This window comes from Promicromonospora vindobonensis, from assembly GCF_042685865.1.
GTDB classification, from domain to species: domain Bacteria; phylum Actinomycetota; class Actinomycetes; order Actinomycetales; family Cellulomonadaceae; genus Promicromonospora; species Promicromonospora vindobonensis.
The window spans coordinates 3,124,260-3,146,013 of the sequence record NZ_JBHUOG010000002.1 but is presented as its reverse complement, the minus strand read 5'-3'; the positions used below and the strand labels follow the sequence as shown (position 1 = coordinate 3,146,013).

General features: G+C 71.9%; 18 protein-coding genes. 9 read left to right on the top strand and 9 right to left on the bottom strand.

The features are described from left to right. Window positions 1-100 precede the first annotated feature (100 nt). Together ACFS27_RS27235 and ACFS27_RS27230 are read left to right on the top strand one after the other, a co-directional pair. Window positions 101-748, top strand: coding sequence for a hypothetical protein (locus ACFS27_RS27235; protein ID WP_377190208.1), 648 nt, complete (start codon window positions 101-103; stop codon window positions 746-748). Further along, on the top strand, window positions 745-1,401 hold the full coding sequence (locus tag ACFS27_RS27230; protein ID WP_377190206.1) for an OmpA family protein: 657 nt from the start codon (window positions 745-747) through the stop codon (window positions 1,399-1,401). Before ACFS27_RS27235 ends, ACFS27_RS27230 begins: the two co-directional genes overlap by 4 nt. 3 nt (window positions 1,402-1,404) lie before the next feature. On the opposite strand, the gene ACFS27_RS27225 is transcribed toward ACFS27_RS27230, so the two are convergent. Further along, window positions 1,405-2,190, bottom strand: coding sequence for an IclR family transcriptional regulator (locus ACFS27_RS27225; protein WP_377190204.1), 786 nt, complete (start codon window positions 2,188-2,190; stop codon window positions 1,405-1,407). A 69-nt stretch (window positions 2,191-2,259) separates the two neighbouring features. Between ACFS27_RS27225 and ACFS27_RS27220 the strand changes: the two genes are divergently transcribed. From ACFS27_RS27220 to guaA, 4 genes are all read left to right on the top strand, one after another. Then, window positions 2,260-3,279 carry a 2-dehydro-3-deoxygalactonokinase gene (locus ACFS27_RS27220; protein WP_377190202.1) on the top strand — a complete coding sequence of 340 codons (1,020 nt, stop codon included), beginning with the start codon at window positions 2,260-2,262 and terminating at the stop codon, window positions 3,277-3,279. Beyond that, a complete protein-coding gene (locus ACFS27_RS27215) occupies window positions 3,276-3,899 on the top strand; it encodes a 2-dehydro-3-deoxy-6-phosphogalactonate aldolase (protein WP_377190200.1) in 624 nt (207 codons plus the stop codon). The genes ACFS27_RS27220 and ACFS27_RS27215 overlap by 4 nt, the downstream gene beginning before the upstream one ends. Further along, window positions 3,896-5,044: a galactonate dehydratase gene (gene dgoD / locus ACFS27_RS27210; protein ID WP_377190199.1), complete on the top strand. Its 1,149-nt coding sequence runs from the start codon at window positions 3,896-3,898 to the stop codon at window positions 5,042-5,044. Before ACFS27_RS27215 ends, dgoD begins: the two co-directional genes overlap by 4 nt. A gap of 112 nt (window positions 5,045-5,156) precedes the next feature. Further along, window positions 5,157-6,749, top strand: coding sequence for a glutamine-hydrolyzing GMP synthase (gene guaA, locus ACFS27_RS27205; RefSeq protein WP_377190197.1), 1,593 nt, complete (start codon window positions 5,157-5,159; stop codon window positions 6,747-6,749). A 57-nt stretch (window positions 6,750-6,806) separates the two neighbouring features. On the opposite strand, the gene ACFS27_RS27200 is transcribed toward guaA, so the two are convergent. The 4 genes from ACFS27_RS27200 to ACFS27_RS27185 all read right to left on the bottom strand — a co-directional run bounded on the left by ACFS27_RS27200 (window position 6,807) and on the right by ACFS27_RS27185 (window position 11,329). Further along, window positions 6,807-7,433: a prepilin peptidase gene (locus ACFS27_RS27200; RefSeq protein ID WP_377190195.1), complete on the bottom strand. Its 627-nt coding sequence runs from the start codon at window positions 7,431-7,433 to the stop codon at window positions 6,807-6,809. Between the two features lie 136 nt (window positions 7,434-7,569). Beyond that, window positions 7,570-8,790: a glycosyltransferase family 4 protein gene (locus ACFS27_RS27195; RefSeq protein WP_377190193.1), complete on the bottom strand. Its 1,221-nt coding sequence runs from the start codon at window positions 8,788-8,790 to the stop codon at window positions 7,570-7,572. A gap of 164 nt (window positions 8,791-8,954) precedes the next feature. Continuing rightward, window positions 8,955-9,587, bottom strand: coding sequence for a hypothetical protein (locus ACFS27_RS27190; protein ID WP_377190191.1), 633 nt, complete (start codon window positions 9,585-9,587; stop codon window positions 8,955-8,957). Beyond that, a complete protein-coding gene (locus ACFS27_RS27185; protein WP_377190189.1) occupies window positions 9,584-11,329 on the bottom strand; it encodes a PspC domain-containing protein in 1,746 nt (581 codons plus the stop codon). The genes ACFS27_RS27190 and ACFS27_RS27185 overlap by 4 nt, the downstream gene beginning before the upstream one ends. A gap of 136 nt (window positions 11,330-11,465) precedes the next feature. Between ACFS27_RS27185 and ACFS27_RS27180 the strand changes: the two genes are divergently transcribed. The 3 genes from ACFS27_RS27180 to ACFS27_RS27170 all read left to right on the top strand — a co-directional run bounded on the left by ACFS27_RS27180 (window position 11,466) and on the right by ACFS27_RS27170 (window position 14,408). Beyond that, a complete protein-coding gene (locus ACFS27_RS27180) occupies window positions 11,466-12,872 on the top strand; it encodes an ATP-binding protein (protein ID WP_377190187.1) in 1,407 nt (468 codons plus the stop codon). Beyond that, entirely contained in the window at window positions 12,869-13,570 is a 702-nt protein-coding gene (locus tag ACFS27_RS27175) for a LuxR C-terminal-related transcriptional regulator (RefSeq protein ID WP_377190185.1), read from the top strand. Before ACFS27_RS27180 ends, ACFS27_RS27175 begins: the two co-directional genes overlap by 4 nt. 256 nt (window positions 13,571-13,826) lie before the next feature. Then, a complete protein-coding gene (locus tag ACFS27_RS27170) occupies window positions 13,827-14,408 on the top strand; it encodes a hypothetical protein (protein WP_377190183.1) in 582 nt (193 codons plus the stop codon). Between the two features lie 117 nt (window positions 14,409-14,525). On the opposite strand, the gene ACFS27_RS27165 is transcribed toward ACFS27_RS27170, so the two are convergent. From ACFS27_RS27165 to ACFS27_RS27150, 4 genes are all read right to left on the bottom strand, one after another. Further along, window positions 14,526-17,372: an immune inhibitor A domain-containing protein gene (locus tag ACFS27_RS27165; RefSeq protein WP_377190181.1), complete on the bottom strand. Its 2,847-nt coding sequence runs from the start codon at window positions 17,370-17,372 to the stop codon at window positions 14,526-14,528. A 219-nt stretch (window positions 17,373-17,591) separates the two neighbouring features. Then, window positions 17,592-18,857 carry a uroporphyrinogen-III C-methyltransferase gene (gene cobA / locus ACFS27_RS27160; protein ID WP_377190179.1) on the bottom strand — a complete coding sequence of 422 codons (1,266 nt, stop codon included), beginning with the start codon at window positions 18,855-18,857 and terminating at the stop codon, window positions 17,592-17,594. After that, on the bottom strand, window positions 18,850-19,710 hold the full coding sequence (locus ACFS27_RS27155; RefSeq protein ID WP_377190177.1) for a phosphoadenylyl-sulfate reductase: 861 nt from the start codon (window positions 19,708-19,710) through the stop codon (window positions 18,850-18,852). The genes cobA and ACFS27_RS27155 overlap by 8 nt, the downstream gene beginning before the upstream one ends. Then, window positions 19,707-21,422 (bottom strand): nitrite/sulfite reductase, encoded by a 1,716-nt coding sequence (locus ACFS27_RS27150; protein ID WP_377190175.1) that lies wholly within the window; start codon window positions 21,420-21,422, stop codon window positions 19,707-19,709. Before ACFS27_RS27150 ends, ACFS27_RS27155 begins: the two co-directional genes overlap by 4 nt. Between the last annotated feature and the right edge of the window lie 332 nt (window positions 21,423-21,754).

Here is a 21,754-nt window from a genome sequence, read left to right as displayed (position 1 = left end):
AGTCCCCTAGGGTTTTCGGTGCGCCGCGAGGAGGTATGTGGAACGTTCGCCTCGGTCGGTCTCTACGAAGACGAGGCCGAGTTCCGCGAGAAGGAGAAGCATGAGGCGAACGTCGGGTCGGGTTGTCGCACTGGTGATGGCCGGGATGCTCGCGCTGAGCGCCTGCACCGGGTCGCCGGAGGGCGGGCCTGCCGGAGGCGGGTCGGCGGAGGACGGCGCCGCGGCGGGCGGCCAGCCGGCAGCTCCGGTCGAGGTGACGGGTTCGGCGCGAACGGTGACCGGGTCCATGGCCGAGACGACGTCGGACATCCCCGGCGACTCCGGTGTGGCGGGCACGGTGACGCTCACCCTGCGCGCAGTCGAGGTGTCCGAGCAGACCATGACCGTGCGCTGGGCCATGCGCTGGGACAGCGAGGACGCCGAACCCACCACCACCCTCTCCTACTACGAGATGGGCCTGGGGGCCGCGGCCAGCGTCATCGACGCGACCAACCTGAAGGTCTACCGGCCGTTCTGCACCGACGGGTCGTGGAAGGGCACCGTCGCCGACGCGACGCGGTGCAAGACGTCGATGCTGTCCTCCGCAGTGAACGAGGTCCACTTCAGGTTCCCGAACCACGGCACGGTCGAGGGCTGGGCGTCGCTGCCCGCACCGGAGGGCGCGCCGAAGACCGTCGACGTGCTGCCGGTCGAGGGCCTGCCCGGTTTCACCCAGGCCGAGGTGACCTACCTGGACGGTGGGTCGTGACCCTGGCAGCCGGAGCGCTGGCGGCGGTGCTCGCCCTCGGTGGTGTGGCCGGGGCCGACGCGTCAGCGGCGCCGTCTCCCGACCCGGCACTCATGGCGGAGATCACCGAGCAGCAGCGGGCCGATCTCGAGCGGTTCGCGTCGGTGCCGGTCACCGACGCGATGCGCGCGGACGCGACCTTCGACCTGCGGGCCGACGACGCCGGGTGGGACCTCGTGGCCGAGGACGCCACGTGGGACCTGCGGCCCGGCGACTCGACCACCCCGCTGGAGACGGTGGTGGAGGAGGACGAGGAGACCACCGTCCGGCTGACGTCCGACCTGCTCTTCCGGTTCGGCGAGCACAAGGTCACGAAGAGCGCCGGCACTGCGGTCCGCGCCCTGCTCGACGAGATCCCGCAGGGTGCGAAGGTGTCCGTCGACGGGCACACCGACTCGATCGGGGACGGCGCGTTCAACGACGAGCTCTCGGAGCGCCGGGCGCAGGCGGTCGCCGACGTCCTCCGCGACGCCCGGCCGGACCTGCGGCTCACCGTCAAGGGGCACGGCGAGCGGCAGCCGATCGCGGAGAACGAGGCAGACGGCAAGGACAACCCCGTGGGTCGCGCCAAGAACCGGCGCGTCGAGGTCGGCTACGCGGGCACCGCGGGCTGAGCGCTAACCGCCCGACGCCCGCCAGCCCAGTCCTGCCGAGATCCGGGCGGCGGCGTCGTGCACGACGGGGGCGAGCGTCTCGAGCCGCTCGGGTGGCATGTAGGGCCGGGTCGCCGTGACGCTGATGGCCGCGACGATCGAGCCCGACGTGTCACGGACCGGTGCCGCGACACAGAGGATGCCCGGCTCGTTCTCCTCCAGGTCGAACGCCACTCCCCGACCCGCCGAAACCTCCATGACCTGGACGAACGCATCGACGGTCAGGACGTCCTGCGCCAGTCCTTGCCCGGCCGTCACCGGTCGCTCGGCCAGGAACCGCTCGCTCCATCGTCCCGGGCTGTCCAGGAGCAGCGCCTTGCCGATCCCGGTCCGGGTCAGCGGCATGCGGTGGCCGATCTGCGAACGCATCACCGCCCCGCGGGTCCCCGGGATCTTGTCGAGGTAGAGCACCTGCCCTCGGTCCTCGATGGCGAGGTGGACGGTGTCGTGCACCCGTTCGGCGAGCGTGCGCAGCACCGGCGACGCGATGGCGGTCACCGGGTTCTCCTGCAGCGCCTGGTAGCCGAGCTCGATCAGCGCGGGACCGAGCGCGTACGCGCCGTCGTCGAGCTGGCGAAGATAGCCGGTGGCGAGAAGCAGCTGGAGCAGACGGTGCGTCGTGCTGCGCCCGACGCCGGTCTCCTCCGCGATGTCGCGCAGCCGGGTCCTGCCCCTGGACACGGCGTTGACGACGGCGATGCCCCTGGCGAGCGTCTGCGTACCCGGCGGAGCGGCGGAAGGTTCTGCCATCGCGCCAGGCTATCCCGATAATAGGGATGCGGTTCGGATAGTCGGGATACCGGCTCTACCGTCCAAGGCATGGCAGACGACGCACCGGAGCGCGACGCCGCGCTCGTGGCCCTCGACTGGGGTACGACCACGTTCCGGGCCTGGCTCCTTGACGGCACCGGATCGGTCATCCACCAGGTCCGCACGGACGACGGCGCCCTGACCGTCTCGGGGCGAGCCGATACGGCCCGGGAGCGGGCGACCGCGTTCGAGGACACGTTCACGCGGCTGTGCCGCCCGTGGCTCGCCGAGCACCCCGGCGTGCCGGTGCTGTGCGCAGGGATGGCCGGCTCGAACCACGGCTGGGCCGAGGCCGGGTACCTCGACGTCCCGGCTGACCTCGGCGGCCTCGCCGACCGGCTGACCGTCGTCCCGGCGGGCGACTCCGTCGTGCACCTCGTGCCAGGGCTGCGGGCGACGGGCGCCGACCCGGACGTCATGCGGGGTGAGGAGGTCCAGCTCGCCGGCGCGCTCGCCGTGCTGGCCGACCGGCCCGAGACGGTGGTGCTGCCAGGAACGCACTCCAAGTGGGTGCGCCTGGACGGCAGCCGGGTCACGGGCTTCACGACCGCGATGACCGGCGAGCTCTACGGCCTGCTGATGCGGGACAGCATCCTCGCGCGGCTCGCCTCGGGTGAGCCGGGCACCGAGGTCTCCGCGGCCTTCGAACGAGGGCTCGGGACCGAGGCCGAGCGGGGGGACGAGCGCGGCCTGCCCGCCCTGCTCTTCACGGCGCGACCGCTCGTGCTCGCCGGCCGGCTCGACCCCACCGACGTGGCCGACTACGTCTCCGGCCTGCTGATCGGCGCAGAGGTGCGGCACGCGCTGCGCGGCACCCCGGCCGCCGTCGTCGCGCTGTGCGGGCCGCCGGCGACCGCGCACCGTTATCGCTTCGCGCTGGAGCGCAGCGGCGCGACGGTCCGCACGGTCGGGGAGGACGCCGCAGCCCACGGGCTGTGGCGCGTCGCCCTCGACGCCGGACTGGCACCCGGCGCGCCCGGCCCTGCCACCACGCAGACCACCGCGACCACCGAGGAGCAGCTCGCATGACTTCCCAGCCCACCGGCCTCGTGGCCATCCTGCGCGGCGTGACGCCCGCCGACGCCGTCGCCGTGGCGGAGGCGATCCTCGACGCCGGGTTCGACGCCGTCGAGGTGCCCTACAACTCCCCGGACCCGCTGGAGTCCATCCGACGCATCCGAGCGGCAGGGCCGCCCGAGCGACGCGTCGGGGCAGGCACCGTCCTCACCCCCGACGACGTCCGCAGGGCCGCCGACGCAGGGGCCTCGCTCATCGTCTCGCCGAACACGCGGGCCGACGTCGTCGCGGAGACGGTGCGGCTCGGCCTGGCGAGCTACCCAGGGGCTGCGACGCCGACCGAGGCCTTCACGGCCCTCGACGCGGGCGCACGCGCGATCAAGCTCTTCCCGAGCACGGCCGTCGGCATCAGCGGCATGCGGGCCTGGGCCAGCGTGCTGCCGCCCGGCACGGAGCTCGTGCCGGTCGGCGGCGTCGACGCCACCAACCTCGCCGACTGGGCCGCCGCCGGGGCGGCCGGCGCAGGGATCGGCACGTCGCTCTACCGCCCGGGCGACGGGCCGGAGGTGGTCGCCACCAGAGCGGCCGAGCTCGTCCGCATCTGGCACACCGACCTCAGGAGCACGCCGTGAAGATCACATCCATGACGACGTTCGCCCTCCCGCCCCGCTGGCTCTTTCTCAAGATCGAGACGGACGCCGGGATCGTCGGCTGGGGCGAGCCGGTGCTCGAGGGCCGGGCGGCGAGCGTCGCGGCGGCCGTCGAGGAGCTGTCCGACTACCTGATCGGCAAGGACCCCCGCCGCATCGAGGACCACTGGACGGTCCTGTACCGCTCGGGGTTCTACCGCGGTGGTGGCATCCACATGAGCGCGCTCGCCGGGATCGACCAGGCCCTCTGGGACATCAAGGGCAAGGCGCTCGGGGTGCCGGTCCACGAGCTCCTCGGCGGTCAGGTACGCGACCGCATCAAGGTGTACTCGTGGATCGGCGGCGACCGCCCGGCCGAGACCGCCGCGCAGGCGAAGGACGCGGTCGAGCGGGGCTTCTCCGCGGTCAAGATGAACGGCCCGGAGGAGCTGCAGTACCTCGACACGCGCGACAAGGTGGAGAAGGTGGTCGCCAACGTCGCCGCCGTGCGCGACGCCGTCGGGCCGGACATCGGCATCGGTGTCGACTTCCACGGACGCGTGCACCGGCCCATGGCACGGGTGCTCCTCGACGCCCTCGCGCCCTACCACCTGATGTTCGTCGAGGAGCCCGTGCTGTCCGAGCACGTCGACGGCATCGCGGACGTGCTGCGCAACTCGGTCACGCCGATCGCGCTCGGCGAGCGGCTCTACTCCCGGTGGGACTTCAAGGACGTCATCACCTCCGGCGTCGTCGACATCATCCAGCCCGACCTCTCCCACGCTGGCGGCATCACGGAGGTCCGCAAGATCGCGGCGATGGCCGAGGCCTACGACATCGCCGTCGCGCCGCACTGCCCGCTCGGCCCCGTCGCGCTGGCAGCGTGCCTGCAGCTCGACGCCGTCGCGTACAACGCCGTGATCCAGGAGCAGAGCCTCGGTATCCACTACAACACCTCGAACGACCTGCTCGACTACATCGTGGACCCGTCGGTCTTCGCCTACTCCGAGGGCTCCGTCGCGATCCCGCAGGGGCCGGGCCTCGGGATCGAGGTCAACGAGGAGTACGTCCGTGAGCGCGCTGCCGAGGGGCATCGCTGGCGCAACCCGGTCTGGCGGCACGGCGACGGCTCGTTCGCCGAGTGGTGAGCCGGTCGTGAGCCGGGTGGCGAGCCGGCACCGCCGACGGACCGACGGCGGGGTGCGCGAAGTTACACGGACGTGGAGCGCCCCGCCGCCGTCGGACCCATAGACTTGCCGGGTGTCGTCCACTGCCCCTGACAGCCAGCCCCAGACCCCCCGACCGGTCATCGTCGTCGACTTCGGCGCGCAGTACGCCCAGCTGATCGCGCGCCGGGTGCGCGAGGCGAAGGTGTACTCGGAGATCGTGCCGCACACGTTCACGGTCGAGCAGATGCTCGCCAAGGACCCAGCGGCCATCATCCTGTCCGGCGGGCCCTCCTCCGTGTACGCGGCGGGCGCCCCGTTCGTGGACCCCAAGCTCTTCGAGGCCGGCGTCCCGGTCATGGGCATCTGCTACGGGTTCCAGGCCATGGCGCAGGCACTGGGCGGCGAGGTTGCCCAGACCGGGCTGAGCGAGTACGGCGGCACCGAGGTCGAGGTGTGCTCCTCCGGCATGCTGCTCGCCGACACCCCAGAGCACCAGACCGCGTGGATGAGCCACGGCGACGCCGTGCACAAGGCCCCGGTCGGGTTCGAGGTGCTCGCGACGTCGGACGGCTCGCCCGTCGCCGCGTTCGAGGACACCCACCGCCGCCTGTTCGGCGTGCAGTGGCACCCCGAGGTGCGGCACTCCGCGCACGGCCAGCAGGTGCTCGAGCACTTCCTCTACGAGGGCGCAGGGCTCGCACCCGACTGGACCCCCGGCAACGTCATCGCCGACCAGGTCGCGAACATCAAGGCGCAGATCGGCAGCGCTCGCGTCATCTGTGCGCTGTCCGGCGGCGTCGACTCCGCCGTCGCAGCGGCGCTCGTGCAGCGGGCCGTCGGCGACCAGCTCACCTGTGTCCACGTCGACCACGGCCTCATGCGGGCCGGCGAGGTCGAGCAGATCGAGAACGACTTCGTCGCCTCGACCGGCGTCAAGCTGATCATTCGCGACGAGAAGGAGCGCTTCCTGACGGCGCTCGCGGGCGTGAGCGACCCGGAGACCAAGCGCAAGATCATCGGCCGCGAGTTCATCCGCGTCTTCGAGGACGCGCAGCGCGAGATCATCGAAGAGGCCGGTGAGCACGGCGAGGAGGTCAAGTTCCTCGTGCAGGGCACGCTGTACCCGGACGTCGTCGAGTCCGGCGGCGGCGAGGGCGCCGCCAACATCAAGAGCCACCACAACGTGGGCGGCCTGCCAGACGACCTGGACTTCTCCCTGGTGGAGCCCCTGCGGACCCTCTTCAAGGACGAGGTCCGCGCGGTGGGCCGCGAGCTCGGGGTGCCAGAGGAGATCGTCTCGCGCCAGCCGTTCCCCGGCCCGGGCCTGGGCATCCGGATCGTCGGCGAGATCACCGCCGAGCGCCTGGAGATCCTGCGCCGTGCCGACGCCATCGCCCGCGAGGAGCTGACCAAGGCCGGGCTGGACAACGAGATCTGGCAGTGCCCCGTGGTACTGCTCGCCGACGTCCGCTCGGTGGGCGTCCAGGGCGACGGCCGCACCTACGGCCACCCGATCGTGCTGCGTCCGGTCTCGTCCGAGGACGCGATGACGGCGGACTGGACCCGCCTGCCGTACGACGTGCTGTCGACCATCTCGACGCGCATCACCAACGAGGTGCGTGAGGTCAACCGCGTGGTGCTCGACGTGACGAGCAAGCCGCCGGGCACCATCGAGTGGGAGTGACCTCCTGCGGCCCTGTCCCTCCTCCGGGACAGGGCCGCAGTGCTGTACGGAGGGTGCTCACCAGCCGGTGAGGTGCGCCCAGGTCAGGCCGATCACGGTGCCGAGCAGCAGGTAGGGGCCGAAGGCGATGCCCGTCGACCAGCCCGCGCGCCGGCCGAGCAGCAGGACTATCGCGACCGCACCGGCGACGATGTGCGCTGCGAAGACGCCGACCAGCAGGATGGTCCACGAGTGCCAGGTCAGGAGTGCACCGAGGCTCAGGGCGAGCTTGACGTCGCCGTACCCGATGCCGCCGCGCGGCGCGATGAGGTAGAGCACCTGGTAGACGGCGAAGAACGCGCACGCGCCCAGCGCGGCCCGGCCGAGGGACCCCCAGGCGCCGGTGCCGAGAGCCGCGAGCGCGAGCAGGACCGCCGTCGCCCACGTCAGGGGGAAGACCAGGGCGTTCGGCAGCCGGTGGGTGCGCGCGTCGATCACGGCGAGCGCCGCGCCCGCGACGGCCAGCACCAGGTAGGCCGGTGTCAGCCAGCCCGGGCCGCTCGCCCAGACCGCCCAGCCGGCGGCAGGCACCGCGGCGATGCCGGTGAGCCGCGCGTACGGCCGCACCTCGGCCTTGGCGCGCTCGTACTGGCGGACGACGAAGGGCTCAGCCGGGCTCGTCGCAGCGGGTTCGGAGGGGCTCACCGGCCGAGGCTATCGGCGCCCTCCGGCCGACGCACCCGGCCGAGCCGCACCCGGCCTCGCCGAACGTAGGAGCAGTCGCCGCATGGCTCCCGAGAGTGCGACGAACCCTACGTCCGGCACGGCGAGCGGCGTCAGGTCACCGCAGCAGGGCCGCCGCCTCCCGGTACGCCTGCTCCGTCACGGCCAGCACCTCCGGCCAGTCCACGCCGGACGGCGGGGTCGCGGCACGCTCCAGCAGCCCGTCGAGCAGGCCCGGCTCGGTCGCGAGCCGAACGATCGCGGGGGCGAGCGCGTCGTCGTCGGGCACCACGAGGCCGGTGACGCCTTCGGTCACCCGCTCGGCCACACCCGATTCGGCGTGGGTGATCACGGTGAGTCCGGCGGCCTGCGCCTCGAGCGCGGCGATGCCGAAGGCCTCGGCGGGGGACGGCGCCGCAAAGACGTCGGCCCGCGCGTAGAGCCGCTTGAGCTCGGTCTCGGTGAGCCGTCCGGGCAGGGAGACGACGTCGCGCAGCCCGTGCTCCGCGACGAACCGTACTGCCGCCGCGCGTTCTGGCCCGTCGCCGGCGAGCGTCACGAACAGCGCGCCGTCGGGGAGCCGGGATGCGGCGTCGGCGGCGGCTCTGAGCAGCGGCAGCAACCGCTTGCGGGGCGCGAACCGCGCAGCGGCCACGACGTGCACGGCGGAGCCCTCCGGCCGCGCGTCACGCTCGGTGCGCGGCACCCGCCAGGCATCCAGGTCGAGCCCGTTGGGCAGGATCGCCACTCCGTCTCTGCCCGCTCCGCTCGGCGCTCCGCTCGGCGCTCCGGCCGTCGTTCCGGTCGTCGTTCCGGTCGGCACTGCCGTGGGCAGGAGCCGCCGCAGCGGGGCCGCGGTCAGCTCGCTCACCGCCGACCACCGCACCGGCCAGCGTGACCAGCCGAGCACTGCGTCGGCCGCCGCGAAAATCCGCCAGGCACCGCCCCACACGCTGTGCACGGTCAGCACGGCAGGGAGCCTGAGCCGGGTCACCGGTCGCAGCGCGGCCTGCGCGGTGGGGGCGAGCACCCCCATGTGCAGGTGCACGACGTCGGGCCGCTCGCCCCGCGTGATCGCCTCCCGCAGGCGCATTGTCACGTGGGCGGTGGAGCGTGGGTGGACGGGCCAGCCGCCCGGCACCCGCGCGGCGACGCGGTGCACGGTGACGCCCTTCTCGACCGCCGTGCTCACCCCGTGGGCGCCGGGGGATGCCGGTGTGGTGGTGATGACCTCGACGTCGTGCCCGGCCGCTGCCTGCTGGCGGGCGAGGCGACTCACCTGGGCCTCGATGCCGCCGAGCAGCGGGAGGTAGGTGTCCGACACGTGAGTGATGCGCACGCTGGTCATCCTCGCACCGGCGGCCGGCGCGTTCGCAGTGACGTCGGTATGTCCGGTCGCGGTCGGCAGAAAGCATCGAGGTCGGTCCAGACCTGGACCGACCTCGATGCGATGTGCCGACGCCGCGGCCCGACCCTCCGGCCGTACGGTTCAACGGCCCCGCGCTAGCGCCGCCGGAGGCTGGAGATCACCGACCCGACGACGAGGATCACGCCCGCCGCGCCCAGCAGCACGATCAGTGCGACACCCAGGTCGAACATCACGCCGGCGGAGACCGCGAGGATCCCCAGGCCGACCGCGATCACGATCAGCCCCCACACCGCCGTCCCGACGCGCGGGCGCCGCACGGCGGCCGCACCCGCCGGCTGAGCGGCCTGCACCTGCTGGACGGCCTGTGCCGGCTGGGCCGGAGTCTGGGCGGGCGGCGCCTGGGCGGGCGGCGCCTGGGCGGGCTGGGCCGGCGCCTCGGGCGCCGGGTCACGCAGCGGGGCGAGCGGGTCGGAGTCGTCCGGAGCGGGTGCGTCCTGGACGGCGGCCGCCGCAGCTTCCTGCTCCTGTACCCGTGCCGCGGCGACGCCGTAGGCGGGGTGCACCTCTCCCTCGGGCACTGAGCCCTCGGGGAGCCGCTGGGTGGCCTGGGCGATCTCCTGCGTGGGCGGGGTCTCCGCCGACGGCAGCACCTCGGTGGTGTCCGGATCCTGCGTGGTCTTGTTGTCCATGGTTTCGCTCGTGTCCCGGCCCTCGGGCCGACTTGGGCTGTCGCTCTGGGTCTCGCGGTCGTTCGGGTGCTCGGTCATGGTGTGCTCCCTGCCTTGATCTCGCTCACGATGACCTCGCCCGCGCCGGCCTCGATCTGGAGGCTCAGCACGGCGCCGTCGTCTCCAACCTCGTCGCTCGCGAAGTAGGTGTCGGAGCCGACGCCGCTCGCGGCACGGTCCTGGTCGTCGACCCGCCACTGGACGGAACCGGCGGCGACATAGGCGTTCGCCTCGACGGCCACGTCCTGCGGCACCATGACGACGGTCTGGCCTGCACCGAGCTGGATCGGCACCACCACGGGCTCGCCCGGCTCGGTCCTGGACAGGTCGAGCTCCGTGAGGTCGATGACGGGGTCGCCCCACTGGACGTAGAAGCCGTTCTCCGCCTCGCGCACGGTCTGCACGGTGACGGTGCCCTCGGTGAGGGTGGCCGCGTCCGGGTTGTTGGAGTCCGTCACGAGGCCCTCGATCTCGCGGCTGCTCGTCACGGCGTCGTCCACCCAGCGCGGACCCACTGCGCCGGCGACGGACACGTACGTGAGGCCGAACAGCATCGCGATGATCGCGAAGAACCCGAGCAGACCGCTGGTCCGGCCACGCATGGCCGAGATGAAGATCGCGACACCGAGCATCACCGTCCCGATGCCCAGCCAGGCCGCTGCGTACCCGGCGTTGCCGGGCAGCTCCCCGTAGTCCACGCGGTCCATGCCAAGGAGCAGTGCACCGGCCAGCAGGATCAGCCCGATCGTGACCCCGACGGTGGTGCCGCCCGGACCCCGGTGGGCGCGGGCCGGCGGCGGAGTGTAGACCGGCTGCGGCGGGTTGGCCGGGGTGGGGCCGGACCGGTAGGAAGACTGCGTCTGCCGGTACGGGGCAGGGCCGGCGCCGGTCGCGTAGACCAGACCGTCGGGCCGCCGGTAGTTGACCGGCGGTGCGGGCGTGAACGGGGCAGGGGCGCCGGGCTCACCAGGACGCTGCGGAGCCTCGAAGGCGCTGGCCGTCGGATGGCCGGGGCCCGCTGCACGAGGCGCGACGGGTGCGGAGGTGCCGGTCGGGGTACCCGGCGTGGGCACGCCAGGGGCAGGTGCCCCTGGTCCGGGCATGCCGGCTGTGCCCTGGACGGACCCACGGACAGCGCCCGCGCGGCGGGCGGCGTTGTTGTCCCGCTGCCGCTGGATGCCCTGGACGATCAGGTAGACGACCCCGCCCACCACGGCCAGCCAGAAGAGGACACCCAGCAGCTCCAGCTCCCAGCCGCCGCCGTCGTCCCACCAGCCCAGCGGGCCGCCCCAGGAGAAGCCGATGAGGAACACGGCCACCGAACCGAGCATCGCCACGTCGAAGTTTCCGCGCGTCGCCTCCTGCAGGTGGATCCGGCCGTCACGCTCCGGGAGGAGTGCCCAGGCGGCGCCGTACAGGATGAGGCCGAGGCCGCCGAGGAAGAAGCTCACGATCAGCAGGCCACGCACCAGCAGCGGGTCCCAGCCGAACCGCTCGGCCAGGCCACCGGCGACGCCGCCCACCCAGCGCCGCTCGGAGCGCGGGAACAGGCCGCGACGGATCGACGCGAAGAAGCCGGACTCCGGGTAGGGCTTCTGCCCGGGTGGGACGGGTGCAGGATCGGCCGTCGGGCCGGTCGCTGGATCGGCAGCCGGCTCGAAGGCCGGGCCGGCGTCGTGGTTGGCGTCCGGGCCGACCGGCCCGGCGTTGGCCGACCCGGCGTCGGCCGAGCCGCCTGGCTCACTCGTTGCGCCCTCTGGACGCGTCTCGTCGGTGCTCATGGTGACAATGCTGGTCGACCGGCGGCCGATCCGGCATCGGGACCTGCCCTGAACCAACCCTGGTTAGGCCCGCGCGGGACCCTGAGATCCAGGCTCAGGCGTGTTCAGGGGAGCCCGGACATGTGACGATCGTGGTGTGAACCAGAGACTCACCTTCCGCCGACCGCCCGCGGCGGGACCGGGATACAGCGGCCGCTGGGTGGCGGGCGTCGCCGCCGGCCTGGCCGCGCACGTCGGTGTGCCCGTATGGCTGATCCGGCTCGGGTTCCTCATCTTGGTCTGGTTCGCCGGCGCCGGCCTGGTGGCCTACGTCTTCTGGTGGATCACGGTCCCCACCGGCATCCCCACCATGGCCGACACGCTGCCCGCCGACCGCAGGCGGCTCGCCCCGCGCCTGACGACCGATGCGGGCGCCGACGCCGGTGCCGCGGACCGGACGAAGTCGCTCGCCGAGCGGGTCCGGCTCTCCGGACCGGTGTCCCGCCTCGCCGTCCGCGACATCTGGATCGGTGTGGTCCTGCTGTCTAGCGCCGCACTCATGCTCGCGTTCCGCGCGGACTGGGACCCGGTCGCGTCCTGGGTGCTGCCCGCCCTCCTCGGCCTCGGCGGCGTCGCCCTGGCCTGGAGCCAGATCGACGCCACCGAGCGTGACCGGTGGGTGGACGGCACCACCACCGGCATGCGTTCGCGCACCGCGCTCCTCCGGCTCGCCGGCGGCGTCGTGCTCACCATGCTCGGCGTCCTGATGCTGGTGGGCCAGGACACCCCCGTGAGCGTGCTGATGCAGGCCACCATCGCGTCCGTGGCCATGGTGGCCGGCATCGCGCTCGTCTCGCTGCCGTGGTGGTTCCGGCTGGTCCGCCAGCTCGGCGACGAGCGCGCCGCCCACGCCCGCGAGTCCGAGCGCGCCGACATCGCGGCCCACCTGCACGACTCCGTCCTCCAGACCCTTGCCCTGATCCGCGCGCAGGCGTCCGACCCCGAGGCGGTGTCCCGCATGGCGCGCGCCCAGGAGCGCGAGCTGCGCGGCTGGCTCTACGACGACCGGCAGGAACCCGGCACCTCCGTGGCCGCTGAGCTCAAGGAGCTGGTCGCCGAGATCGAGGACGCCGTGGCACCGCTCACCGTCGAGACCGTCGTGGTGGGCGACGCCTCGCCCACCGAGTGCACCTCCGCACTGCTGCAGGCAGCCCGCGAGGCCCTGCTCAACGCGTTCAAGCACGGCGCACCACCCGTGTCCGTATACCTTGAGGTCACGGACGCGGTAGCCGAGGTGTTCGTGCGTGACCGCGGGGACGGTTTCGACCTCGACGAGATCGCGCAGGACCGGTTCGGCGTCCGCGAGTCGATCCTCGGCCGGGTCCGCCGTCGCGGCGGCACCGCCGAGGTCGTGAGCCGGCCCGGCTGGGGCACCGAGGTGCGGCTCCGGATGCCGCTGGACAAGCCGGTGAACGGCGAGAAGAAGACCGAGAAGAACGGCAGAGCGCGGGCCACGACGGCCCCCGGCACTGCACCCACCACTGTGGAAGGTGCGACGAGATGACAACCCACGCGACGCCGTCGGGCAGCACGCAGGGCACCGTGACCATCCCGGTACCCGTGGTGCTCGTGGACGACCACCACCTGTTCCGCACCGGCGTGCGGGCCTCCCTGGACAACCGGGTGATCGTGGTGGGCGAGGCGTCCGACGTCGACACCGCGGTGGCACAGGTGCACCAGCACCGCCCGCCCGTCGTGCTCCTCGACGTGCACCTGCCCGGCGGCAACGGCGGCGGGGGCGCCGAGGTGGTGCAGCGCTGTGCCGACCTGCTCGCCGAGGGCGTGCGATTCCTCGCCCTCTCCGTGTCGGACGCCGCGGAGGACGTCGTCGCCGTCATCCGGGCAGGCGCTCGCGGCTACGTCACCAAGAACATCGCGCCGTCCGACCTGTCGTCGGCGGTGGTACAGGTGGCCGGCGGCGACGCCGTCTTCTCTCCGCGGCTGGCCGGGTTCGTGCTGGACGCGTTCGGAGCGTCCGCGAACGACATCGCCGTGGCCGACGACGAGCTCGACCGCCTCTCGAAGCGCGAGCAGGAGGTCATGCGCCTCATCGCGCGCGGCTACTCCTACCGGGAGGTCGCGAGCGAGCTGTTCATCTCGATCAAGACCGTGGAGACGCACGTGAGCGCGGTGCTCCGCAAGCTCCAGCTCTCGTCCCGCTACGAGCTGACCCGCTGGGCGGTAGCGCGCCGCCTCCTCTGACCCCGTCCGTCGGTGCTGGATATCCGCCCTCGTCATGGCCTCAAAACGGCGAACATCCAGCACTCACCCGGCAGAGCAGGTGAAGTCGGTTCGACCTCGCGGTCGGCGTTGGTACGCTCTGTGCCCCCAGCGGGGAGCATTCGTCGTGCAGGGTCTCGGCGGAATGGCGCTGCTGATGCCGAGCAGACGACGGCTGGCCCGACCGACCGAGACGAAGAAACCAACCTCCATGCGGACCAGTCGACTAGTCAGCCTCATGATTGCGCTGGTCGCCGCCATCATCTGGATGGCGAGCACCTATGCGAACCCGTCCAACACCTGGGACCCCGTGAACTTCGTCCTGCGGATCGCGGCGGGTGCCCTGACGATCGCCGCCGTCGCCGAGTGGCTCGTGCTGAGCGTTCGCGAGAGCCGGGGCGCCAGGCCTCGCACACGCGGGTCTCACGTTGCATCGGGGGTCCGGCGCAGTGCGGGCTCCAGAGGGGTGCTCGACAACCTCCTGGCCTCCGGTCGCGCAACCACCCCGGCTCAGGACCTGGCGATCGTGACGAGCGGCGGCGCCGTGCTGGTGGTCGCCTACCTGATGGAGCGCAAGGTCCGCCGGGTCTCGCTGCGGGTCGGGCTGGACGACGCGTCCGTGGCGTCGCTGGAGGCCGTGCTGGGTGCGGCACCGCACCGGGTGTTCGGCACGCAGCCGCCCGCGCGCGGGGTGTTCGACCGGTCCGCGTACACACAGCTCGAAGGCGCCTCACGGTCCGGGGCCTGGAGCGTCGCGGTCCCGACAGCCGACGTCGACCTGCTCCGCTACGTGCTGGCGCGAGCGGAGGAGATCCGTTGAGCGCCGGGCGCCCGCTGACGGGGACGGCAGAGGGCGGGACCACCTGGCTGGTGGTCCCGCCCCTGTTCTGCGGCTAGTGCCGTCCGGACAGCGGTGCTGCGTGCCCGGCGGCGTCGATCACTGCCCCGAGAGGGGCGGGGTGATCTGGATCAGGGCGGAGGTGTTGCCCTTGAACGCCTTCTTGAGGTGGATCACGGTGCCGTAGCCGACGCCGTCGTCCGCAGGGTTCCCGGTGCCGGTGATGGCGCCGATGCCGAAGTCCTCGCCGAACAGGTCCGGCACGTACTCTCCCTGCTCGTCGACCATCCGCACCGTGTAGGGCGAGTTGTCGACGGACGGCACAACGGTCGACGCGTCGTTGTCGCGGTAGAACAGGCCACCGTTGTTGAGCTCGATCCCGGGGTACCAGCCTGCGTCGTCGGTGAACGTGCGCACCGGCGCCTGTGCCTCGAAGTCCGTGCAGAACTCCACGGTGGTGTCGTCACCCGTGATGCACTCGGTGAACGGGTACGTCGGCTGGAGGCCGAACGCCACGTTCGAGGACTGCGCACGGGACGGCACGTTCTTCAGCGGCGACGTGTCCGGCGTGGCCGATTCGTCGCGACGCAGCGGGTCGAAGTGGCTGTCCACCAGCAGCAGACCACCCTTCGCTCCGGTGCTCGGCAGCTCCGCGAGGTTGTTCAGCACGTGGTTCTGCCGGCCGAAGGTCGTGTCCCGGTACCAGACGAGCATGCCCGGCGCGTTGTAGGCGACCTTCTCGACCTTCCACGCGTCGGTCTGCGGAGCCGCGTACGTGGAGTCGTACCCGTACTTCAGACCCTCGTCGAAACCGTCCAGGTTGCGCCACTCGACCAGGTAGAAGTGCTCCTGGACGGACGAGCCCGAGTAGATGTGCCAGCCGTTGCCCGTGGAGTCCGTGAAGGTCGAGACCTCGGGGGTCCACCCCGCCTCGCCCGACTCCACGTCGTCGCTCCACACGACCTCGGTCCCGCTCGTGAGCTCGAAGTCGTCGGAGAACCAGCCGCGGTCCTCGAACGCCGCGTCGGTGGCATAGCGCAGACGCAGCTGCACGGTCTGCCCCGAGAACGCCCCCAGGTCCACGTTCAGGTGGGTCCAGCCCTCGGTGGTGCCGGTGAGGCCGTACTTCTTGTTGCCGTAGTCGGCCATGCGGCCCTCCGGGTCCGGATACCCGTCCGGTGTGGTGACCTCGGCTCCGGCGTCGTCGAAGACCTTCTGCTCCTCCCAGGTGGCGCCACCGTCGGTCGAGACCTCCACGAACCCGAAGTCCCAGTCCGCCTCGATCGCATAGTCGGCCCAGAACGAGAACGTGGCGTCGGCCGGCACGTCGAGGGTGCGGTTCAGCCGCACGTCGGCCCAGCTCTGGTCCGATCCCGTGTACCACATGGCCTCGCCGCTGTGCGGCTCGCCGAGCTCGATCTCCTTGTCCGGCAGGTTGACCTTGACGCCGTCCTCCGTGCCCCTCAGGGGGCGGGAGGCCTGACCCACCTTGACGGCGAGCTCGTCGTCGCCCGGGTTCACCTCGACCGGGTCCACCCAGCCGAGCACCCACTTGTCCCAGATGCCCATGTGCGTGGGCATCGACTGGAAGATGGGCCCGGAGTGCGACCCGGAGCTCATCAGGTCCCAGAAGTCCACGTCGGAGTCGCCACCGCTGGCCGTGTCGTACAGGTCGGGCAGGCCGAGGTCGTGACCGTACTCGTGGGCGAAGACGCCGACACCGGAGTCCTCCGGCTGGACGATGTAGTTCGACAGCCGCAGGTCGGTGCCGGGGATGGGTGCGCCTCCCGGAACGTCCGAGGAGTGCGCCCAGATGGCGTACGTGCCCTGCTCGCCGCCACCGCCGGACTTGTCCTCACCCGCGTGCACGAGGACCACGTGGTCGATGACGCCGTCCGGCTCCAACAGGTTGCCGTCACCGTCGGCGTCGCCCTGGTCCTCGATGTCGTAGTCGTCCCACGGGAAGTCGGGCTGCATCTCGGCGAGCTTCGCCACGGCGTCGATCGGAAGCTGTCCGGGACCGCTGGGGTTGTCCGGGTGCCCGTTCATGGTCTGGTAGGCGCCGGCCTCCCACTCGCCCTCGTCGTTGAGGAAGCAGCGTTGCGCGCCGTACCAGGCCTCGGAGTGCGGCACCTTCACCCAGGGCGTGGCCTCACCCGAGACGGTGTAGGCGTTGCGCGACATCTCCTCGTACATGTTCTTCATGGTGTAGCCGGAGATATCGATGCCCGGACGGCCATCAGGTCCGGTGAGGTCCGGGCGGACACGCTCGGTGATGCCCTCTTCCGTGAAGAGCATCTTGTTGAAGTGCTCCGACGAGAAGTCCTCGACCCACATCGTGTTGTTGTCGGGCTGCGAGGCCTCGGCGGGGTTCGGGATGTTGTTGTGCAGCGGGCCGTTCTGGACGTTCCCCGGCATGCACTCCGACGAGCCCCAGAAGGTCGGCACCATCTGGTCGGTGAAGTCGTCGTCGGCGTTCTCGTCGAACTCGACCAGGATGGTCAGGAGGCGAGCCTCCTGGGTCTGAGGCGCACTCTTGTAGCGACTTTCCTTGATCTCCTTGGGGCTCTTGCCCGTGCGGATGGCCTGGCTCTCGAGCCTGGCCAGCTGTTCCGCTGCCGCCGGGTTGCCGTCGGAGTACTTCTTGTCGAGCTCGTCCGAGGCGGCCTGGACGGAGGCGTCGATGCCGACGCCGGTCCTGCCCTCGGCCTTGTGGACGATGGTGCGGCCGTCGGCCGTGATCTCGACGTCGTCGCCGACCTCGGGCTGGGCGACGACGTCGGCGTAGTTGATGTGGTGCTCGGAATTCTCGACGGCTGGTGCAGCGCTGCCGGTGGCCGACGCCGTCGTCGCCCCTCCGGTCGCACCGAGCCCGGCGACGGTGAGCGCGATGACCGGTATCGCGGCCACCGTGCACCGAAGCGCACGTAGTGTGTGTGTTCTCATGCGTTCTCCCAGATCAGGCCGTCAACATTGGTGGCGTGACGGCAGGGCAGAAGGCCGCGGAAAAATCGCGGCATTCGCATGCCTACCGGAAGTTGATCTACGAAGAAAGGGGAGTGCGGGCTTTTTCCCACATCGGCAGGCGAATTCACCCGGAAGAAATCCGTTGAGTGCTGGGTATCTGTCGGGTTGATGGCCTTCGCGCCAACAGATACCCAGCACTCAACGAGCTTGGTGGGGCCAGGACGGGGAGAGGCGGACGACCGCGCCGACCACGATCACGGCGGGCGGGCGGACGCCGACCTCTGCGGCCCGCTCGGCGATGTTCGCCAGCGTGCCGACGGTGACGCGCTGCCCTGGTCCGTAGCCGTCCTCGACGACGGCGACAGGGGTGTCGGCCGGGCGGTCGGCCGTCACGAGCGCTGCGGCCGTGTCGGCCAGGCGGGTGACGCCCATGAGCAGCACGAGCGTGTGGTCCGCGCCGCCTGGCACCTCGGCGGCGCCGTCGTGCCCGGTCAGGACGCTGAAGCCGCGCGCGACGCCGCGGTGCGTGACCGGGATGCCCGCCGCTGCGGGTACGGACACCGCCGACGTCACGCCGGGCACCACCTCGACCTCGATGCCCGCCGCGCGGCAGGCCGAGAGCTCCTCGCCGCCGCGGCCCAGCACGTACGGGTCTCCGCCCTTGAGGCGCACGACGTCGCTCCCCGCCTGGGCGTGCTGGATCAGCAGGGCGTTGATCTCGTGCTGCGGCACCGGGTGGTTGCCGCTGGTCTTGCCGACGTCGACGATCTCGACGTCGGGGGAGAGCTCCTCCAGCAGGGCACGGGGACCGAGCCGGTCGACGATCACGACGTCGGCCTGCGCGAGGATCGAGCGGCCGCGCGCCGTGACGAGGCCCGTGTCGCCGGGGCCGCCGCCGACGAGCCAGACACGACCGAGGCCGTCGCCCGGTGACCTGGGCCGCTGCCGGCGCAGCGGAAGCCGGCCCGACTGGAGCTGTGCCGCCACCGCGTCCCGGATCGCCCCCGCCCGTCGCGGGTCGCGGCCGGCGGTCACCGAGACGGTCACCTCGGCGTCGTCGGTCAGGGTGGTGCGGGCCACCGCCGGAACCCACGCGCTGCCCACCGACGCGTCGCCTGCGGTGACGCAGAAGACCCTGGCGCGCTCGGCGTCGTCGGAGACCTGGCGGTCGACCTCGGCGGAACCGGTGGCCGTGTGCACGAGCCACGCCTCGGCGAGGTCGCCGGTGCGGTAGTCCCGCCGCACCCACTCCACCTCGGCCGGCCCGGGGCCGGCCGAGGGCTCCGGCGTCTCGACGGCGACGGGGATCCCGGACTCGGCCAGCACGGAGTGCGGCGCGACGAGGCGGACGCGCGCCCCCGCGTCGACCAGCGAGCGGACGCGGCGTGCGGCGACGGGTCCGCCGCCCACCACGACGACGAGCCTGCCGGCGACCTTCAGCCCGAGCGGATAGATGTCAGACATGGAGACCGCACTCGTCCTTGTCGCGGCCGGCCCACCGGCCGGAGCGCGCGTCCTCGCCCGGCAGCGGCCGAGCGGTGCAGGGCTCGCAGCCGACCGACGGGTAGCCGTCGGCGAGCAGCGGGTTCACGACGAGGCCGTGCCGGTCGGCGTAGTCAGCGACCTGGTCGTCGGTCCATGCGGCGATCGGGTTGATCTTCACCACACCGTTGCGCTCGTCCCAGCTCACGAGCGGCGCGTTGGCACGCGCCGCCGTCTCGCTGCGGCGCACGCCGGTGGCCCACGCCTCGTAGCCCTCCAGCGCCTTCTGCATGGGCGCCACCTTGCGCATGGCGCAGCAGGCCTCTGGGTCGCGCTCGTGCAGGCGAGGCCCGTACGTGGCGTCCTGCTCGGCCACGGTCAGCTCCGGGCGCACGTCCACGACGTTGACGTCCAGCTCGATCTCCACGGCGCCGCGCGTGCCCAGCGTCTCGGCGAAGTGGTAGCCCGTGTCGCCGAACAGCACGTCCACGAACGGGAACTGCTCCGCCACGAGGTGCGACAGCACGGTGTCCTGCATCGAGGAGGCCACGGCCATGTACGGCCCGAACTCCCGCACCGCCCACGCGATGACCGCCTGGGCGTCCGCCTCCGGCGTGCTCCCGCACGCGTTCAGCTGGGCCTGACCGCGCTCCACCACGGCGCGCAGCTCCTCGGGCGTGCGACGACGGCGCCTGGCCCGGGCGGTCGGGCGCATCGCCCGGATGCTCTCCCGGGCGGCGGCCCTGGCGCGCACCCGCGCTAGACGCGGGTTCACCACGGCGCCGTGCCCGGAGAGCGAGACGGAGGACGTCGGTGCTGCTTCGACCGTGGTCATCGCAGGGCCTCCTCGTCGGCGCGGTGCGCCCACTGCGCGAACGTCTCTGTGCCGTCGTGGTCGGCGTCGTACCGGCGCACCACGCGCTCCACGTAGTCACCGATGCCGTCGGCCGTCACCTTGAGGCCGCGCACCGTGCGGCCCAGTCCGGCGTCGTCCCGCTCCACCGAGGCGAGCCCGCCGCCGAGGTGCACCTGGAAGCCGGGCACCTGGTTGCCGTCGTCGTCCATCACGAGCTGACCCTTGAGGCCGATGTCCGCCGTCTGGATGCGCGCGCAGGAGTTGGGGCAGCCGTTGACGTGCAGCGTCAGCGGCTTGAGGTCCTTGAGGTCCCCGAGCCGCTCCTCGAGCTGCGTGATCGCCTCTGCCGACGTGGCCTTGGTCTCGACGATCGCGAGCTTGCAGTACTCGATGCCCGTGCAGGCGATCGTGTTCCGGCGGAACAGGCTCGGCCGGGCCTGGAGGCCCAGCTCGTCCAGGTCGGCGATGAGGGGCTCGACCTCGTCCTCCGCGACGTCGAGGACCAGCAGCTTCTGCAGCGGCGTCAGCCGGACCCTGCCGCTGCCGTGCGCCTCGGCGACGTCGGCGAGCCGCGCCAGGTTCTCGCCGGAGACCCGGCCGACGGTCGGCGCAGCGCCCACGTAGAACCGGCCGTCGTGCTGCTCGTGGACGCCCACGTGGTCACCGCGCTCGGCCAGGCCCAGCTCGGCCGGGGTGGGCGGGGCGTCGCCGTCGGTCAGCCGGTAGCCCAGGTACTCCGACTCGAGGACCTCGCGGAACTTCTCGACGCCCCAGTCGGCGAGCAGGAACTTCAGGCGGGCCTTGTTGCGCAGCCTGCGGTAGCCGTAGTCGCGGAAGATGCGGACCACGCCGTGCCACACCTCCGGCGCCTCCTCCGCAGAGACGAAGGCGCCCAGCCGCTCCGCGAAGCGGGGCGTCGTCGACAGGGCGCCGCCCACCCACACGTCGTAGCCGATGCCGCGCTCGGGGTGCTCGACGCCGACGAACGAGACGTCGTTGATCTCGTGCACGACGTCGAGGCTCGGGTGGCCAGTGATCGCCGTCTTGAACTTGCGGGGCAGGTTCGCCAGTGCGGGGTCCCCGATGAAGCGCTGCTGGATCTCCTCGATCACCGGCGTCGGGTCGATGAGCTCGTCCTTCGCGACACCGGCGACCGGGCTGCCGAGAATGACGCGCGGCACGTCGCCGCAGGCCTCCGTGGTGCTCAGTCCCACGGCTTCGAGGCGCCGCCAGATCTCCGGTACCGCCTCGACCTCGATCCAGTGGAGCTGGATGTTCTGCCGGTCCGTGATGTCAGCGGAGCCTCGGCCGAACTCGGTGCTGATGCCCGCGATGGTGCGCAGCTGCTCGGTGCTCAGCGCTCCGCCGTCGATCCGGACGCGCAGCATGAAGTACTTGTCCTCGAGCTCGTGCGGTTCGAGCGTGGCGGTCTTGCCGCCGTCGATCCCGGGCTTGCGCTGCGTGTAGAGGCCCCACCAGCGGAAACGCCCGTGCAGGTCGTCGCCGGGGATGGAGTCGAAACCTTCCTTGGCGTAGATGCGCTCGATGCGGTCGCGGACCTCCAGCGGGTCCGACTCCGCCTTGAACTCCTCGTTGTGGTTGAGCGGGGCAGGGCCGTCGACCTTCCACTGGCCGTTCGGGCGGGTGGGACGCTTCGCGGTCTTGGTCGGGGCAGGTGCGGTGTTGACCATGTGTGGGGTCCTGTTCGTGCGGGGCTTCATGCGGGGCGCGCGGGCGTGGAGCGAGTGCTGGGGGAGTGGTGCGCGTCGTGCGGGCACAGGAAGCCGATTCCCGGGGATGGACCAGGGACTCGGTGCTGCGGTTCGACGGCGGGTGGCGACCTTGCGGGGGCGAGCGTGCAGGGGCGAGGGAGCGCGTCAGAGCTGACAGCTGCGACAGCAGTCGCAGGCACCGGTCGGCATGGCACACATGGGCATCTCGTGACGAGTGGTCACGAGGAAGATGCGCGCTGCCTTGGTCATGGCGAAGACGTTAACCCCCGTTGGTGACGGGCGGAAGGCCA

Bases quoted from the DNA above. Each gene is read 5' to 3' on its own strand.
- ACFS27_RS27235 (WP_377190208.1), top strand. From the start codon at position 101: ATGAGGCGAACGTCGGGTCGGGTTGTCGCACTGGTGATGGCCGGGATG.
- ACFS27_RS27225 (WP_377190204.1), bottom strand. From the start codon at position 2,190: ATGGCAGAACCTTCCGCCGCTCCGCCGGGTACGCAGACGCTCGCCAGG.
- ACFS27_RS27220 (WP_377190202.1), top strand. From the start codon at position 2,260: ATGGCAGACGACGCACCGGAGCGCGACGCCGCGCTCGTGGCCCTCGAC.
- ACFS27_RS27215 (WP_377190200.1), top strand. From the start codon at position 3,276: ATGACTTCCCAGCCCACCGGCCTCGTGGCCATCCTGCGCGGCGTGACG.
- ACFS27_RS27190 (WP_377190191.1), bottom strand. From the start codon at position 9,587: ATGACCGAGCACCCGAACGACCGCGAGACCCAGAGCGACAGCCCAAGT.
- ACFS27_RS27185 (WP_377190189.1), bottom strand. From the start codon at position 11,329: ATGAGCACCGACGAGACGCGTCCAGAGGGCGCAACGAGTGAGCCAGGC.
- ACFS27_RS27175 (WP_377190185.1), top strand. From the start codon at position 12,869: ATGACAACCCACGCGACGCCGTCGGGCAGCACGCAGGGCACCGTGACC.
- ACFS27_RS27170 (WP_377190183.1), top strand. From the start codon at position 13,827: ATGATTGCGCTGGTCGCCGCCATCATCTGGATGGCGAGCACCTATGCG.
- ACFS27_RS27165 (WP_377190181.1), bottom strand. From the start codon at position 17,372: ATGAGAACACACACACTACGTGCGCTTCGGTGCACGGTGGCCGCGATA.
- cobA (WP_377190179.1), bottom strand. From the start codon at position 18,857: ATGTCTGACATCTATCCGCTCGGGCTGAAGGTCGCCGGCAGGCTCGTC.
- ACFS27_RS27155 (WP_377190177.1), bottom strand. From the start codon at position 19,710: ATGACCACGGTCGAAGCAGCACCGACGTCCTCCGTCTCGCTCTCCGGG.
- ACFS27_RS27150 (WP_377190175.1), bottom strand. From the start codon at position 21,422: ATGGTCAACACCGCACCTGCCCCGACCAAGACCGCGAAGCGTCCCACC.